The 13,281-nt window shown below is 73.1% G+C and carries 17 protein-coding genes; 6 read left to right on the top strand and 11 right to left on the bottom strand.

Translation table 11 applies throughout. The annotated features are described in order from the left end of the window. Positions 1 to 799, top strand: a 799-nt coding sequence (locus tag NS184_RS14250) for an NAD-dependent epimerase/dehydratase family protein (protein ID WP_058726770.1), incomplete at its 5' end; no start/stop codon positions are given. A gap of 329 nt (positions 800 to 1,128) precedes the next feature. On the opposite strand, the gene NS184_RS18405 is transcribed toward NS184_RS14250, so the two are convergent. From NS184_RS18405 to NS184_RS14200, 11 genes are all read right to left on the bottom strand, one after another. Beyond that, on the bottom strand, positions 1,129 to 1,305 hold the full coding sequence (locus NS184_RS18405) for a hypothetical protein (protein WP_193750484.1): 177 nt from the start codon (positions 1,303 to 1,305) through the stop codon (positions 1,129 to 1,131). Positions 1,306 to 1,358: 53 nt separating this feature from the next. After that, entirely contained in the window at positions 1,359 to 1,778 is a 420-nt protein-coding gene (locus tag NS184_RS14245; protein ID WP_058726769.1) for a hypothetical protein, read from the bottom strand. Further along, the gene (locus NS184_RS14240; RefSeq protein ID WP_058726768.1) at positions 1,775 to 2,941 is read right to left on the bottom strand and encodes an Asp23/Gls24 family envelope stress response protein; all 1,167 of its coding nucleotides are present in this window, start codon (positions 2,939 to 2,941) and stop codon (positions 1,775 to 1,777) included. The genes NS184_RS14245 and NS184_RS14240 overlap by 4 nt, the downstream gene beginning before the upstream one ends. A gap of 70 nt (positions 2,942 to 3,011) precedes the next feature. Then, positions 3,012 to 3,182, bottom strand: a complete 171-nt coding sequence (locus NS184_RS14235; RefSeq protein ID WP_058726767.1) for a CsbD family protein — start codon at positions 3,180 to 3,182, stop codon at positions 3,012 to 3,014. 108 nt (positions 3,183 to 3,290) lie between these two features. After that, positions 3,291 to 3,854 (bottom strand): ABC transporter permease, encoded by a 564-nt coding sequence (locus NS184_RS14230; protein WP_058726766.1) that lies wholly within the window; start codon positions 3,852 to 3,854, stop codon positions 3,291 to 3,293. Continuing rightward, positions 3,851 to 4,426 (bottom strand): DUF6286 domain-containing protein, encoded by a 576-nt coding sequence (locus tag NS184_RS14225; protein ID WP_058726765.1) that lies wholly within the window; start codon positions 4,424 to 4,426, stop codon positions 3,851 to 3,853. Before NS184_RS14225 ends, NS184_RS14230 begins: the two co-directional genes overlap by 4 nt. Before the next feature lie 9 nt (positions 4,427 to 4,435). Next, positions 4,436 to 4,750: a hypothetical protein gene (locus NS184_RS14220; protein WP_058726764.1), complete on the bottom strand. Its 315-nt coding sequence runs from the start codon at positions 4,748 to 4,750 to the stop codon at positions 4,436 to 4,438. Further along, a complete protein-coding gene (locus tag NS184_RS14215; RefSeq protein WP_022902999.1) occupies positions 4,747 to 4,938 on the bottom strand; it encodes a DUF2273 domain-containing protein in 192 nt (63 codons plus the stop codon). The genes NS184_RS14220 and NS184_RS14215 overlap by 4 nt, the downstream gene beginning before the upstream one ends. Beyond that, positions 4,931 to 5,374: an Asp23/Gls24 family envelope stress response protein gene (locus NS184_RS14210; protein WP_058726763.1), complete on the bottom strand. Its 444-nt coding sequence runs from the start codon at positions 5,372 to 5,374 to the stop codon at positions 4,931 to 4,933. The genes NS184_RS14215 and NS184_RS14210 overlap by 8 nt, the downstream gene beginning before the upstream one ends. Before the next feature lie 187 nt (positions 5,375 to 5,561). Further along, positions 5,562 to 6,719: a helix-turn-helix domain-containing protein gene (locus NS184_RS14205; protein WP_058726762.1), complete on the bottom strand. Its 1,158-nt coding sequence runs from the start codon at positions 6,717 to 6,719 to the stop codon at positions 5,562 to 5,564. Positions 6,720 to 6,728: 9 nt separating this feature from the next. Next, complete coding sequence (locus NS184_RS14200; protein ID WP_058726761.1) at positions 6,729 to 7,079, bottom strand: hypothetical protein; 351 nt, start codon at positions 7,077 to 7,079, stop codon at positions 6,729 to 6,731. A gap of 369 nt (positions 7,080 to 7,448) precedes the next feature. Between NS184_RS14200 and NS184_RS14195 the strand changes: the two genes are divergently transcribed. The 5 genes from NS184_RS14195 (at position 7,449) to pgi (ending at position 13,241) form a co-directional block, all read left to right on the top strand. Further along, positions 7,449 to 7,751 (top strand): metal-sensitive transcriptional regulator, encoded by a 303-nt coding sequence (locus NS184_RS14195; protein ID WP_058726760.1) that lies wholly within the window; start codon positions 7,449 to 7,451, stop codon positions 7,749 to 7,751. Positions 7,752 to 7,780: 29 nt separating this feature from the next. Beyond that, positions 7,781 to 7,999: a heavy-metal-associated domain-containing protein gene (locus tag NS184_RS14190; RefSeq protein ID WP_058726759.1), complete on the top strand. Its 219-nt coding sequence runs from the start codon at positions 7,781 to 7,783 to the stop codon at positions 7,997 to 7,999. After that, positions 7,996 to 10,236, top strand: coding sequence for a heavy metal translocating P-type ATPase (locus NS184_RS14185; protein WP_275935035.1), 2,241 nt, complete (start codon positions 7,996 to 7,998; stop codon positions 10,234 to 10,236). Before NS184_RS14190 ends, NS184_RS14185 begins: the two co-directional genes overlap by 4 nt. An 84-nt stretch (positions 10,237 to 10,320) precedes the next feature. Next, positions 10,321 to 11,331: a nitronate monooxygenase gene (locus NS184_RS14180; protein WP_058726758.1), complete on the top strand. Its 1,011-nt coding sequence runs from the start codon at positions 10,321 to 10,323 to the stop codon at positions 11,329 to 11,331. A gap of 203 nt (positions 11,332 to 11,534) precedes the next feature. Then, on the top strand, positions 11,535 to 13,241 hold the full coding sequence (pgi, locus tag NS184_RS14175; RefSeq protein WP_058726757.1) for a glucose-6-phosphate isomerase: 1,707 nt from the start codon (positions 11,535 to 11,537) through the stop codon (positions 13,239 to 13,241). Positions 13,242 to 13,281: the final 40 nt, after the last annotated feature.

The raw sequence follows: 13,281 nt of genomic DNA, 5'->3' as shown, positions 1-13,281 counted from the left end.
CGACGGCGTCGACGCCGTCGTGCACCTCGCCGCGAAGGTCTCCCTCGCAGGTGACCCGGACGACTTCCGCCGCGTGAACGTCGACGGCACCCGGGCGCTCCTCGACGCCGCACGGGCCGCGGGGGCCGGACGTGTCGTGTTCGTGTCCTCGCCGTCGGTCGCGCACACCGGGACGTCGCTCGCCGGGGTCGGTGCGGGCCCCGCCGAACCCGACCGTGCCCGCGGGGAGTACGCCCGCACGAAGGCCGCCGCCGAGCTCCTCGCGCTGGCTGCGGACGAGCCGGGGTTCGCGGTCGTCGCGGTCCGGCCGCACCTGGTGTGGGGGCCGAGCGACACCCAGCTCGTCGGGCGGATCGTCGATCGGGCACGAGCGGGGCGCCTGCCGCTCCTCGACTCGGGTGCGGCACTCATCGACACGCTCTACGTCGACAACGCAGCATCGGCGATGGTCGCGGCGCTCGAGCACGCGACCGACGACGGTGTGCACGGCTCGGCGTACGTCGTGACGAACGGCGAGCCACGGCCCGTCGGGGAGCTCCTCGCCGGGATCTGCACGGCGTCCGGCTTTCCCGCGCCGCGGTGGCACGTGCCCGCCGGGGTCGCCCGGGTCGCGGGCTCGGTCGTGGAGGCGGTGTGGCGGGTGCGGCCGGGGCAGGACGAACCCCCGATGACGCGGTTCCTGGCGGAGCAGCTGTCGACGGCGCACTGGTTCGACCAGCGTCGAACGCGCCGCGACCTCGACTGGATGCCGTCCGTGTCGATCGACGAGGGGCTCGACCGGCTCGCCGCCGCGCGCTGAGCCGGTACGCCGGTGCCGGCTGCCGGCTGCCCGGTACCGGGGTGCCCGCTGCCCGGTTCCGGGGTGCCCGGTTCCGGGGTGCCCGCTGCGCCCGCTGCCCCTGTCCCGAGTCTCGCGTCCGCGGACACCTTCGTGGGCCGAACGGCACGAAACTGTCCGCCGAGCCGAATCTCGGGCCGATCGAGACTCCCGGTCCGGCTGCGGCGCCGAGTCTCGTGGACGCCGGGTGCCGGACGCCGGGTGCCGGACGCCGGGCGCCGGCCCCGGACACGATCGTGCCGGGTCCGCGTTCGGGTCGCGGACCCGGCACGGGGTCGGTGGGGCAGGACTCAGCCGAGTCCGAGCTTGCGCTTGAGTTCCTTCCGGCGCTTCCGATTGCGTCGGTCCGCGAGGGCACGACGAGCGACCTCGGCCTTCGAGTCCTTCACGACCGGACGGTTGGCCCGTGCGCCGAGCCAGAACCCGAGCAGGACGACGAGTCCGACCAGGATGATGCGGTTCCGCATGGTGGTGCTCCCTTCGATGTGCGGCGGGTGCCGCGGCGGCAGTGCGTCGCGGCTCAGCCCGCGAAGCGCTGCCAGAGGCCGGTGACGATCGGCCAGACGTCGCCGGCGCGGTCCGCCGACGAGATCGCGACCGTGGCGACCGGGTAGGCCGTCACCGCGAGGGCGACGAGCACGGCGAACACGACCGCGACGACCGAGGTCGCGGTGTGCCGCCGAGTGAGGGCGAGGAGGACGAGCGCGAGCACGACGACCAGGCCGAGGAGGGCGACGAGGCTCACCCGCACGAACGGGAACGGGACCAGCCCCGCGGTGGTCGCCGTGACCCCGGCGAGGAACCCGACGAGCGGGAAGAACGCCCCGACGGCGATCGCGAGGAGCAGGACGACCCCGATGCCGGACGCGATCCAGACGCCCCGGGGCCGCGGACGGCGTGCCCGGGGGCGGTCACGTCCGATGCCCCGGAGCACGGTCACGGCCGCTCCCCGTCGTGCTTCCCGTCGGGCTGCTCGTCACGGTGCGCGTCAGCGTCCTCGCGGAGGGCGTCGGCAGCACGGGACAGGGTGGCGGAGGCGTCGTCGAGGGCGTCGGCGACCTGGTCCTCGTCGGACTCGACGGTGCCCTCGTGGCGGTCGTCCGCACCGGCGGCGTCCGCACGGTCACCGGCCACCGCCGCGTCCGCGGACGCGTCCTGGGCGTGGGTGCCGGCCGCACGGGCGGATTCGGCGGCTTCGTCTGCGGCGCGCGCAGCCCGGTCGGTCACCTCGGCCCCTGCGCCGGCTGCAGCGTCCCGGGCTGCCCCAGCCGCGTCCTTCGCGTGGTCGACGGCGTCCGAGGCAGCCTCACGGGCACGGTCGGCACCGTCGTGGGCACGGTCCGCGGCGTCGGCGACACCCTCACGGGCGCGGTCGGCGCCTTCGCGAGCACCTTCGGCGGCGTCCGCAGCGACCGAACGCGCGGTGTCGGCGGTGTCGGACGCCACCGCACGGGCGCGGTCCGCCGTGTCCGAGGCGACCTCGCGAGCGCGATCGGTGGCGTCCGCGACGGCGGCACGCGCCGAGTCGGCCGCGTCACCGGCACGGTCCACCGCGCGGCCAGCGGCGTCGCGAGCACGCTCGGCCACGTCGGCGGCGTTCTCCTCGATGTCGGCCGCGGCGTCCGAGGCCGCGGTCTTCGCCCGGTCCACCGCGTCCTTGCCGGACTCGACGGCACGGTCCAGCGCGCTGGGCTCGTCGTCGAACGGCCCGTGCACGTCGAGCACACGCACGTCGACGGTCACGGTGCCGTCGCCGAGCTGCGACACGGCCTCGCGGACCTGCCGACGCACCTCGTCGGTGACCGACACCACGGGCTCCGGGTACTCGACGACGATGGAGACGACGACGTCGAGCGCGCCGTCCTCCTCGTCGACCTGCACCCCGGTCGTCCCGGCGGAGCGACCGAACTGGGAGCGCACCCGGTCGGCTGCACGGGCCAGGAGGTTGCCGAGGTGGTGGACCCCGTGCACCCCGAGGGCGGTCTCGGCGGCGGTGCGGGCGGCGACGGTCACGCGCGAGGCGTCCGCGGGCAGGGGCTCGGTGAGCTCTGCCGGCAGGGGGACCTCGGTGATCTGCGTCCGGGCGTTCGGGTCGTGCTGCATGACTTCCTCCTTGCTCCGGGACGACGGACGCCGCCCACCGTGGGCGGGCGGCGTCCGGGTCCGTGCGGGGTTACTTCAAGACGTCCTTGACGTCTTCGCCGGTCTTCTTGGCGCTCGCCGCGGCCTGGTCCTTCTTGCCCTCGGCGACCTTCTGGTCGTCGTTGGTCGCCTTGCCGACGGCCTCCTTGGCCTTGCCGGCGAGGTCCTGGGCAGCGTTCTTGATCTTGTCGTCGAGACCCATGACGGGCTCCTCTCTCTCGTTCGGGCGTCGGCCCGGTTCCCCTGGCGGGCGGCCCGGGAGGCGTGGTGTGTCTCCCGGGGTCTGGTTGCGTGTGGTTGGTGGTGCGGTCTACTGCACGCGGGTGGGTTTGGCGAGTGCGGCGCGGGTGCCGCCGGTGAGGTGGACCAACACCGGGACCTGCCGGCCGAGGGTGCGGTCCAGCACGCCGATGGCGTCATCGACGGCGTCGAGGACGCTCACGGCGTCACCGCCGCGGCGCACGTTCACCCGGATCCGTGCGGCGCGCTGCTTCTTGACCAGGTACGTGTCGACCTTGGAGCCGACGACGTCGCGGACGCCGGCGAGTTCGTGGTCGATGACGTCCCGCACGAGCGCGACGTTGATCGTGACCTGGTCCTCACCGTTGCGTTCCCGGACGGCGACGGACGTACCGCCGCGGCCACGGGTGAACACCCACAGCAGCGCCAGCACGATCAGCACCGCGCACGCGGCGGCGACGATCCACAGCGACGCCGCGGGCACGGTCACGTTCGACGGGAACGTCACGTACGGCTGCAGGGCGGTCCGGACCGGGGCCAGCACGCCCACGCCGATGGTCAGGCCGACGATGACGGCGACCAGGCCGAGGACGAGCAGGATGATCCGGTTCAGGGTGCGGTTGCTCTTGGTCATGCCAGCGTTCCCTTCTCCTCCACACGGACCTTCACACGCTTGCCGAACCGGTCGTCGAGGCGACCGAGCCGCTGCTGCACGGCCTCGCGGACCCGCTGCTCGTCGACCGGGACACCGGTGACGGGCACGACGCGGACCTCAGTGCTGCGGCCTCGGGCGGTCGCGGAGGTGTTGTCCTCGGGGACGCCGGCGGCGAGCCCGGCGGCGTTCGCTGCAGTGGAGGCGAGGATGCGGGTGTCGATGACGACCGCGCCACGCTCGTGCTCGACGGCGGAGCGGTGCTGGCGGCCGGGCTTGAGGGCCAGGACGATCAGCACGATGCCGAGGACCACGAGCACGACCGCGACGACCTCGACGATCGTCGTGAACGCGGCGTCCGGCTTGAGTGCTGCGTCGACGACCGTCTGCGGGTCCGCCAACAGCGGCGCCGCACCGACGGCCTGCAGGACCGACTCCGTACCGATCCACGCCGCCACGAGGACGAGCACCACGAGCGCCATCGACACCGCGGTGGAGCGGGACGGGTGCACGCTGCGGCGACGGATGCGTCGTTCGACGGTTCCGTTGCTCATTGCGACCTCCTAGCGGACGCGGCCGTCGTGCTCGCGCACGATGCCGGTGAGTTCGATGTGGGTGGAGCCGACGCGCCGGCCGGTGAGGGCTGCGACGCGATCGCGGATGTCACCGGCAGCGCGGCCGGCGGCGGTGACGAGGTCGTCCTGCGAGCGGACGGGGCTCTCGACGTCGATCGTCAGGGCTCCCGCCGCGTCGCCGAGTCCGACCCGGACCCGCCGGGCGGGGGCGCCGAGCCGTTCGGCTGCAACGGCCCGCGCGAGCGAGTTCAGAGCCCGGGCGGTGACCTCGACGCGGCCGGGCACGCCCGGGCCGGCGGTCACCGGGAGCTCCGGCGTCCGGTCAGCACGTCGGTCAGGGCACCGCGGTCGATCTTGCCCGAACTGATCGCGGCCACGAGGGCACCGATCGCGCCGAACACGATGACGAGGACGAAGCCCCAGAAGCCGAACTGCAGCGCGACGACGGCGAGGATGGCGCCGATCAGCGCACCGACGAGTGTGTTACTCAACGCGCGACTCCTTCTTGTCGTCGTTGTCGTCGTCGTCGCCCGGGATGTAGACGTCCTGGACGGTCACGTTGACCTCGGCGACCTCCATGCCGACGATCTGCTCGAGGGCACGCGCCACGCCGGAGCGGACGCCGTCGGCGACCTGCTGGAGGGCGACCGGGTACTCGGCGACGATCACGACGTCCGCCGCGACCTGCTTCTCGCCGACCTCGACCTTGACGCCCTGACCGAAGTCGCGCTGGCCGATCGCGTCGCGGATCGCACCGATCGCGCGGGCGGCACCGGTGCCGAGCGAGTGCACGCCGTTGACCTCGCGGGCGGCGATGCCGGCGACCTTCGCGACGACGGTGTCGTCGATGACGGTCTTGCCCGAAGCGCTGGTCGAGCCCGCTGCGGTGCGAGGCGTGGTGGTCGTGGTGGTCGTGGTGTCAGCCATGGTTGCTCCTTCCGTGTCCCGCCGGGCGTTCCCAGCGGTTGCTGTTCACGGATGAGACGGGGCACCACCGACCGTCGTCACGGGGAGCTGAGACGAACCAGCGGACTCCCAGGAAAGGGCGCCGATCACGCCGGTTCGTGTACCCCGCCGTACGGCACCGGTGAGCAGGACGCGGGAAGCGGCTGACTCAGTGCGTCCGGACAGTGGCCGGCTGCGGAGCGTTCCGCCGCCGGACCGCGGCGACGTAGGCGGTCGGTGTCGTGCCGTGTTCGGCCTGGAACAGCTGCTGGAGACGACGTGGTCGGACACCGGCGGCCTCGGCGATGCGGGTCACCGTCAGGCGCTCGTCCACGTGCTGCTCGATGAACGCGACCGCGAGCCGGAGTCGCGCGTTCGACCGGTCACGGAGCGTCGCGGCGGGGTCCTCACCGAAGCGCTCCCGGTAGTCGCGTGCGAAGCGTCCCGGGTTGGTGAACCCCCATCGGACGGACACGGCCGAGACGGTCGGGTCGTCGCCCTGGAGGAGCTCGTCCCGGACCCGGTCGAGTCGGTGGTCGCGGAGGAACCGGCGTGGGCTCGTGCCCATCGTGCGGGCGAAGACCTCGTGCAGACCGCGTTCGCTCAGCCCGCAGGACGCCGCGATGCGGGCGACGGACGGGCGTTCGGCGCCGTGCTCCTCGATGAAGCGCACGGCGTCCCGCAGCCGGGTCGCCACCGGCACGTCGTCCCCGCGGTTCCGGATCGGGAACGTGTCGAGCACCACGGTCGCCAGTCGGCGGTTGAGGGCCGTCCGCATGGGTCCGGTCACGCGCTCGTCGAACAGGGAGCACTGCAGCTCGCGGAGGAGCCGGCGCAGGGGTTCCCGTCGGGCGATCGCTTCGTCCTGCTGGTCGAAGAGCAGCGGACCGTCGGGCAGCCGGAAGCCGAGCTGGCGTCCGACCTCCCGGATGAACGAGTCGGCGACGTGGATGCCGTGGTAGATCGTGCCCGACGACTCGAAGCGGTACGCCTCGGACGCGGACGCGATGTACGGCGTTCCCGGCCGGACGACGCGTGTGCGGTCCGGGAAGTGCATCTCGAGCTCGCCCTCGGTCAGCCAGAACACCACGTGGTCGGTCCGCGGCCCGATCACACCGCCCCGGCGTCCACCGAGGGCGCGCATCGAGCGGAGGGTGAGGTCGTCGTCGCCCACGACCGTGTACTCGTACCGGGTGTCCGGCGTGGCGTAGGTCTCGCTCGCGAACTGCCGACCGGCGTACTCGGACGTGAAGATCGTGCCGTAGTCGGTGCCGTCGTCGTGCGTGTACCGCGCTTTCCGGAACCCGTTGGACGACGCGGTGCTCATGAGGACTGCTTACACGACCGGGGTGAAGACCCACGCCGTCGTGCCGGAGACGGTCTCGACCTCGACCCGGCGGAACCCAGGCCCGAGGAACCGGTCGAGCGCGGTCAGTTGCCAGTCCTCGAGCGTCAGGACCGCGCCGCCGAGGACGTCATCCGGTGCGGTCGGCCGGGACACGCCGTCCTCGTGCACCCAGCCCCTGATGGCGTCCTCGTCGCCACGGACGGTGCGCCCGAGGACCCGGTTCTGTGTGGAGCGCGTCCGGAGGTCGCCGACCGCGAACACCCGCACGACCTCGCGCGGGAGGCCGTTCGCCGACAGCTTCGCGGGGGCCGGCCCGATGGTCGGCGTCGAGGTCCACACGAGCGCGCGGCCAGCCCGGTGAGGCCGAGGTGCAGCAGGCCGACGACCGCGAGGACGCCGCCCCACACGACACCCGAGCCGTCACCTGGGCACGTCGTCACGAAGCCGTCGTCCGAGCAGGTCTCGCCCGCGGCGTGGAGACCGGCGGCGACCGCGATGAGACCGACCACGAGGAGGACGAGCGCGAAGACGCCGAGGCCGACGACCCAGCGCTGACCGGGGGAGAGACGATGCACGAGACCGGAACCTACCGGAGCGCCACGCGCCCCGGGAAGCCGAGCCGTGCCTCCCGTCCGGGTGTCGCGGCCATGCGGTCTCGTGACCCGGAATACCCCAGGGGGGTACCATGTTGCCGTGGACGGAGGAACGATGCACGAGGACACGCACGCGCACGTCGGCTACATCGGCGACAAGGACGACCTGCTCAAGCGGCTCCGCCGCGCCGAGGGCCAGGTGCGCGGCATCGCGCGCATGGTCGAGGACGAGACCTACTGCATCGACGTCCTCACCCAGATCTCCGCGGCGAACCGGGCGCTCGAACGCGTGGCGCTCTCCCTGCTCGAGGACCACCTCGGGCACTGCGTCGCCGAGGCCGTCGCCGAGGGCGGCGACGCCGCCGACCAGAAGGTGCGGGAGGCGAGCGACGCGATCGCGCGCCTCGTCCGCTCCTGAACCGACCGAACCCGATGGAGGGAACCAGCATGACCACCGAGACCCTGCTCGTCACCGGCATGACCTGCGAACACTGCGTGATGAGCGTCACCGAGGAACTCGCCGAGGTCGACGGCGTCCAGGGCGTCGCGGTCGACCTCGTGCCCGGCGGCTCGTCGTCCGTCACCGTGACCTCGGACGCGCCCGTCGACGACGACGTCCTCCGCGCGGCGATCGCGGAAGCGGGGTACGAGGTCGTGCGTCCGTGAGCGACGTCGAGCTCGACATCACCGGGATGACCTGCGCCTCGTGCGCGAACCGCATCGAGCGGAAGCTCGGCAAGCTGCCCGGCGTCACCGCCACGGTGAACTACGCGACCGAGCGGGCGCAGGTGCGTGTCGAGGACACCGCCGACGTCGACGTCGACCGGCTCATCGCCACCGTCGCGTCGGCGGGCTACGGGGCGACGGTCCCGGCCCCGCCATCGGCGTCCACCGACACACCGCCCGCGGACGACGAGACGACACTGCTCGGACGGCGTCTCGTGGTGTCGGCGGTGCTCGCGCTCCCGGTCGTCGTGCTCTCGATGGTGCCCGTCCTGCAGTTCCCGAACTGGCAGTGGGCGGCGCTGACGCTCGCGGCCCCCGTCGCGGTGTGGGGCGCCCTGCCGTTCCACCGGGCCGCCTGGGTGAACGCGCGCCACGGTGCGGCGACGATGGACACCCTGGTGAGCGTCGGCGTCCTCGCAGCCTTCCTGTGGTCGCTGTACGCGCTGTTCCTCGGTGACGCCGGGATGCCGGGGATGCACATGTCGTTCTCGTGGTTCGCGGCCGATCCGGAGGGGGCCGAGCTCTACCTCGAGGTCGCCTCCGCCGTGACGGTGTTCGTGCTCGCCGGGCGGTACATGGAGGCCCGGGCGAAGCGTGAGTCCGGCGCGGCGCTGCGGGCGCTGCTCGAACTCGGCGCGAAGGACGCTTCGGTGCTCCGCGGCGACACCGAGGTCCGCGTTCCGGTGTCCTCCCTCGCCGTCGGTGACGTGGTGGTCGTCCGGCCGGGCGAGCGCATCCCGAGCGACGGCGTCGTCCGGGCGGGGGCGTCGGCGGTCGACCTCAGCATGCTCACCGGCGAAGCAGTGCCGGTCGAGGTCCGGACCGGTGACCACGTCACCGGGGCCACCGTGAACGTCGGCGGCCGACTCGAGGTGACGATCACCGCGGTCGGCGCCGAGACCGAGCTCGCCCGGATGGGACGGCTCGTGGAGGAGGCCCAGACCGGCAAGGCCGACGTGCAGCGGCTGGCCGACCGGGTGTCCGGGGTCTTCGTGCCCGTCGTCATCGGGCTGGCGCTCCTCGCGTTCGTCGGGTGGCTCGTGCTCGGCGGCTCCCTCACGGCGGCGTTCACCGCTGCGGTGGCGACGCTCATCATCGCCTGCCCGTGCGCACTCGGACTCGCGACGCCCACGGCCCTGCTCGTCGGGACCGGCCGCGGGTCGCAGCTCGGCATCCTGATCGGCGGGCCGGAGGTGCTCGAACGCACCCGGACCGTCGACACGATCGTGCTCGACAAGACCGGGACGGTGACCACCGGTGCGATGACCGTGCGGTCGGTCGTGCCCGCGAGCGGCGCGGAGCGACCAGCGCTGAGCGACGCCGACCTGCTCGCGATGGCCGCCGCCGTCGAGGACGGCTCCGAGCACCCCGTGGCACGGGCGGTGGTCGCCGCAGCGCGGGACCGTGGCGTCGACGTGCCCCGCGCCGACGACTTCGTCGCGACCCCGGGCTCGGGTGTGCAGGCCGTCGTGGACGGCGACGCCGTGTTCGTCGGCGGCCTCGACTGGCTGCGCGACGCGTGGGCGGTCGCCGTCGCGTCGGACACGGTGGACGCGGTCGCTCGTGCGGAGGCCGACGGGGCCACCGCGGTCGTCGTCGCCCGGAACGGCACGGCCCTCGGCGTGGTCGTCGTCGGCGACACCGTGAAGGACGAGTCGGCCCTCGCGGTCGAGCGCTTCCGGGCCCTCGGGCTGCACCCCGTCCTGCTCACCGGCGACAACGACGGAGCCGCACGCGCGGTGGCGGACGCCGTCGGCATCGACGAGGTGCACGCCCGGGCGACCCCCGCCTCGAAGCTCGACACCGTGCGACGGCTGCAGGGCGAGGGCCGCGTCGTCGCGATGGTCGGCGACGGCGTGAACGACGCGGCAGCGCTCGCGGCGGCCGACCTCGGGATCGCGATGGGAGCCGGGACGGACGCCGCGATCGCGGCGAGCGACATCACCGTGGTGAGCGGCCGGCTCACGGTCGTGGCGGACGCCGTCCGGCTGTCGCGGGCGACGCTCCGCACGATCAAGGGGAACCTGTTCTGGGCCTTCGCGTACAACGTGGCGGCGATCCCGCTCGCGATGGCGGGACTGCTGAACCCCGTGCTCGCGGGGGCGGCGATGGCGTTCTCGTCGGTGTTCGTCGTCACCAACAGCCTGCGGCTGCGGCGGTTCCGGCCGGCGGCCTGAGCGCGCGGCGCGGCGGCGGCTGACCGGGACAGCGCAGCGGCCGCGACGCCGCGGCCGTGGTGGCCGTCGCGGCAAGATGGGTGCATGCGTTCCCTGCCCGGTGTGCTCGGCGCCGCAGCACCTGTCCACGTCGCCCCGATGGCGGGCGGCCCGAGCACCCCGGACCTCGTCGTCGCGACCGCTCGGAGCGGCCACTTCGCCCAGCTCGCCGCCGGCTACCAGGACGTCGACGCGCTCCGCGACCAGATCGCGGCGGTCCGTTCCGCGGGGGTCGGGACGTTCGGCGTGAACCTCTTCGTCCCGAACCCGGTGCCGATCGCCCCCGCCGTGTACGACGCGTACCGCGGCGAGCTGGAGCGGGAGTCCGGCCGTGCCCTCCCGACGCTGCGCGAGGACGACGACGCCTGGTCCGACAAGGTCACCGCGCTCCTGGACGACCCCGTCCCCGTGGTCTCGTTCACGTTCGGGTTGCCGGCCCGTGACGTCGTCGAGGCTCTCCGGCAGCGCGGGGTCGTGACCGTGCAGTCGGTGACGACCCCGGCCGAGGCGGTCGCGGCGGCGGAGCGGGGCGTCGACGTCCTGCTCGTGCAGGGGGAGGCCGCCGGTGGACACTCCGCGGTACTGGACCCCCGGTCGCCGGTGCGGGCCGTGCCGCTGCCGGACCTGGTCCGTTCGGTGGTGTCGGCGACGACGCTGCCGATCGTCGCCGCCGGCGGCATCGGCGGGGCGGCGGACGTCGGCGAGCAGCTCGCGGCCGGGGCCTCGGCGGTCGCCGTGGGCACCGCCGTGCTGCGGACCGACGAAGCGGGGACGTCGCCGGTGCACCGAGCGGCGCTCGTCGACGCGGCGTTCGACCGGACGGTCGTCACCCGGGCGTTCACCGGGCGCCCGGCCCGGGCACTCGCGAACGCGTTCACGCGCGCGCACCCGGACGCGCCGCTCGGCTACCCGGCGCTGCACCACCTGACGCGGCCGCTCCGGACCGACGCCGCCGCGAGCGGCGATCCGCACCGCCTGCACCTGTGGGCGGGTCGTGCCTGGCGTGCCGCGTCCGACGGTCCCGTCGCCGACGTCCTGGAGGCGCTGCTCGCCTGACCGGGGCACGCTGCGGGCGCCGAGGTGGTCCGGTCCGGATCCGGTTCCCTTCCTGCACCGGTGAGACCGGGCGAGGGTCCGTCCACAGCGAACGCGGACTGTGCGCGGGCGCACCGCGACGGCACTACGCTCGAACGTGGTCCGCGACGCAGCGCTGCGGTGACCGGCGGACTGTGTTCCCACGTGATCCAGGAGGACCCCTCGTGACCGAATCCGCTCCCGTCGACCCCACATCGACCGACGGCTGGAAGAAGCTCGCCGCCATCGCCGACGGCTTCACCCCGGACCTGCGCGGGTGGTTCGACAGCGACCCCGAGCGTGCTGCGAAGTACACGTTCCAGGCCGCCGACCTCACCGTCGACCTCTCGAAGGGCCTCGTGACCGAGGAGATCCTCGCGAACCTGCTGCAGGTCGCCGAGGACACCGGTGTCGCCGAGCGTTTCCGCGCGATGCTCGCCGGCGAGCACATCAACGTCACCGAGGACCGTGCCGTCCTCCACACCGCACTCCGTCGTCCCGCCGGTGCCTCCCCGGCGCTCGTCGTCGACGGGCAGGACGTCGACGCGGACGTGCACGCGACCCTCGACAAGGTCTACGCGTTCGCCGAGCAGATCCGCTCCGGTGCCTGGACCGGCGTGACCGGCAAGCGCATCGAGACCGTCGTCAACATCGGCATCGGTGGCTCCGACCTCGGCCCGGTGATGGTCTACGAGGCACTCAAGCCGTACGTGCAGGAGGGGCTCGAAGCCCGCTTCGTCTCGAACATCGACCCGGCCGACATCTACGAGAAGACGGCCGACCTCGACCCGGAGACCACCCTCTTCATCGTCGCGTCGAAGACCTTCGGCACGCTCGAGACCCTGACGAACGCCCGGCTCGCACGCCAGTGGCTCTGGGAGCGCCTCGGGCTCACCGACGGCTCCGACGCGGACCGGGCGAACGCGGTCGCGAAGCACTTCGTCGCCGTCTCGACCGCCCTCGACAAGGTCGCCGCGTTCGGCATCGACCCGGAGAACGCGTTCGGCTTCTGGGACTGGGTGGGCGGCCGCTACTCGGTCGACTCCGCGATCGGCACCGCCGTGGTCGTCGCGATCGGCAAGGAGAACTGGGAGCAGTTCCTCGCGGGCTTCCATGCGATCGACGAGCACGTCCGCACGACCCCGCTCGAGCAGAACGTCCCCGTCCTGATGGGCCTGCTCAACGTCTGGTACTCGAACTTCCTCGGTGCCCAGAGCCACGCGGTGCTGCCCTACACGCAGTACCTGCACCGCTTCCCCGCGTACCTGCAGCAGCTCACGATGGAGTCGAACGGCAAGCGCGTCCGCTGGGACGGCAGCCCGGTGACGACCTCCACCGGTGAGGTCTTCTGGGGCGAGCCCGGCACGAACGGCCAGCACGCGTTCTACCAGCTCATCCACCAGGGCACGAACCTCATCCCGGCCGACTTCATCACGATCGCGAACCCGCCGCGGCCGCTCACGGACGAGACCGGCGACGGCAAGGGCGTCCAGCCCGGCACCGACGTGCACACCCTGTTCCTCGCGAACTTCTTCGCGCAGACCAAGGCGCTCGCGTTCGGCAAGACCGCCGACGAGGTCCGTGCCGAGGGCACCACCGACGAGGGGATCGTCGCGGCACGCACGTTCCCGGGCAACAAGCCGACGGCGTCGATCCTCGCGCCGGAGCTCACGCCGAGCGTCCTCGGGCAGCTCATCGCGCTGTACGAGCACATCGTGTTCACCGAGGGCACCATCTGGGGCATCGACTCGTTCGACCAGTGGGGCGTGGAGCTCGGCAAGCAGCTGGCGCTGCAGGTCACTCCGGCCGTCGAGGGCGACCAGGCCGTCCTCGACGCGCAGGACTCCTCGACCAAGGCGCTCATCGCCAAGTACCTGGAGCTGCGGAAGTAGCACGCGCATGCACGAGGACAGGAGGCCCGTGGCGGATCCG

This window comes from Curtobacterium luteum (assembly GCF_001475545.1).
In the GTDB taxonomy this organism is placed as follows: Bacteria; Actinomycetota; Actinomycetes; order Actinomycetales; family Microbacteriaceae; genus Curtobacterium; species Curtobacterium luteum_A.
Note: the sequence above shows the minus strand (reverse complement) of the source record. Positions and strands in the feature narration are given on the sequence as shown.

Excerpts from the sequence above, each read along its gene's own strand:
- NS184_RS18405 (WP_193750484.1), bottom strand. The coding sequence starts at position 1,305 with ATGCGGAACCGCATCATCCTGGTCGGACTCGTCGTCCTGCTCGGGTTC.
- NS184_RS14240 (WP_058726768.1), bottom strand. The coding sequence starts at position 2,941 with ATGCAGCACGACCCGAACGCCCGGACGCAGATCACCGAGGTCCCCCTG.
- NS184_RS14235 (WP_058726767.1), bottom strand. The coding sequence starts at position 3,182 with ATGGGTCTCGACGACAAGATCAAGAACGCTGCCCAGGACCTCGCCGGC.
- NS184_RS14230 (WP_058726766.1), bottom strand. The coding sequence starts at position 3,854 with ATGACCAAGAGCAACCGCACCCTGAACCGGATCATCCTGCTCGTCCTC.
- NS184_RS14225 (WP_058726765.1), bottom strand. The coding sequence starts at position 4,426 with ATGAGCAACGGAACCGTCGAACGACGCATCCGTCGCCGCAGCGTGCAC.
- NS184_RS14210 (WP_058726763.1), bottom strand. The coding sequence starts at position 5,374 with ATGGCTGACACCACGACCACCACGACCACCACGCCTCGCACCGCAGCG.
- NS184_RS14205 (WP_058726762.1), bottom strand. The coding sequence starts at position 6,719 with ATGAGCACCGCGTCGTCCAACGGGTTCCGGAAAGCGCGGTACACGCAC.
- NS184_RS14195 (WP_058726760.1), top strand. The coding sequence starts at position 7,449 with ATGCACGAGGACACGCACGCGCACGTCGGCTACATCGGCGACAAGGAC.
- NS184_RS14190 (WP_058726759.1), top strand. The coding sequence starts at position 7,781 with ATGACCACCGAGACCCTGCTCGTCACCGGCATGACCTGCGAACACTGC.
- NS184_RS14180 (WP_058726758.1), top strand. The coding sequence starts at position 10,321 with ATGCGTTCCCTGCCCGGTGTGCTCGGCGCCGCAGCACCTGTCCACGTC.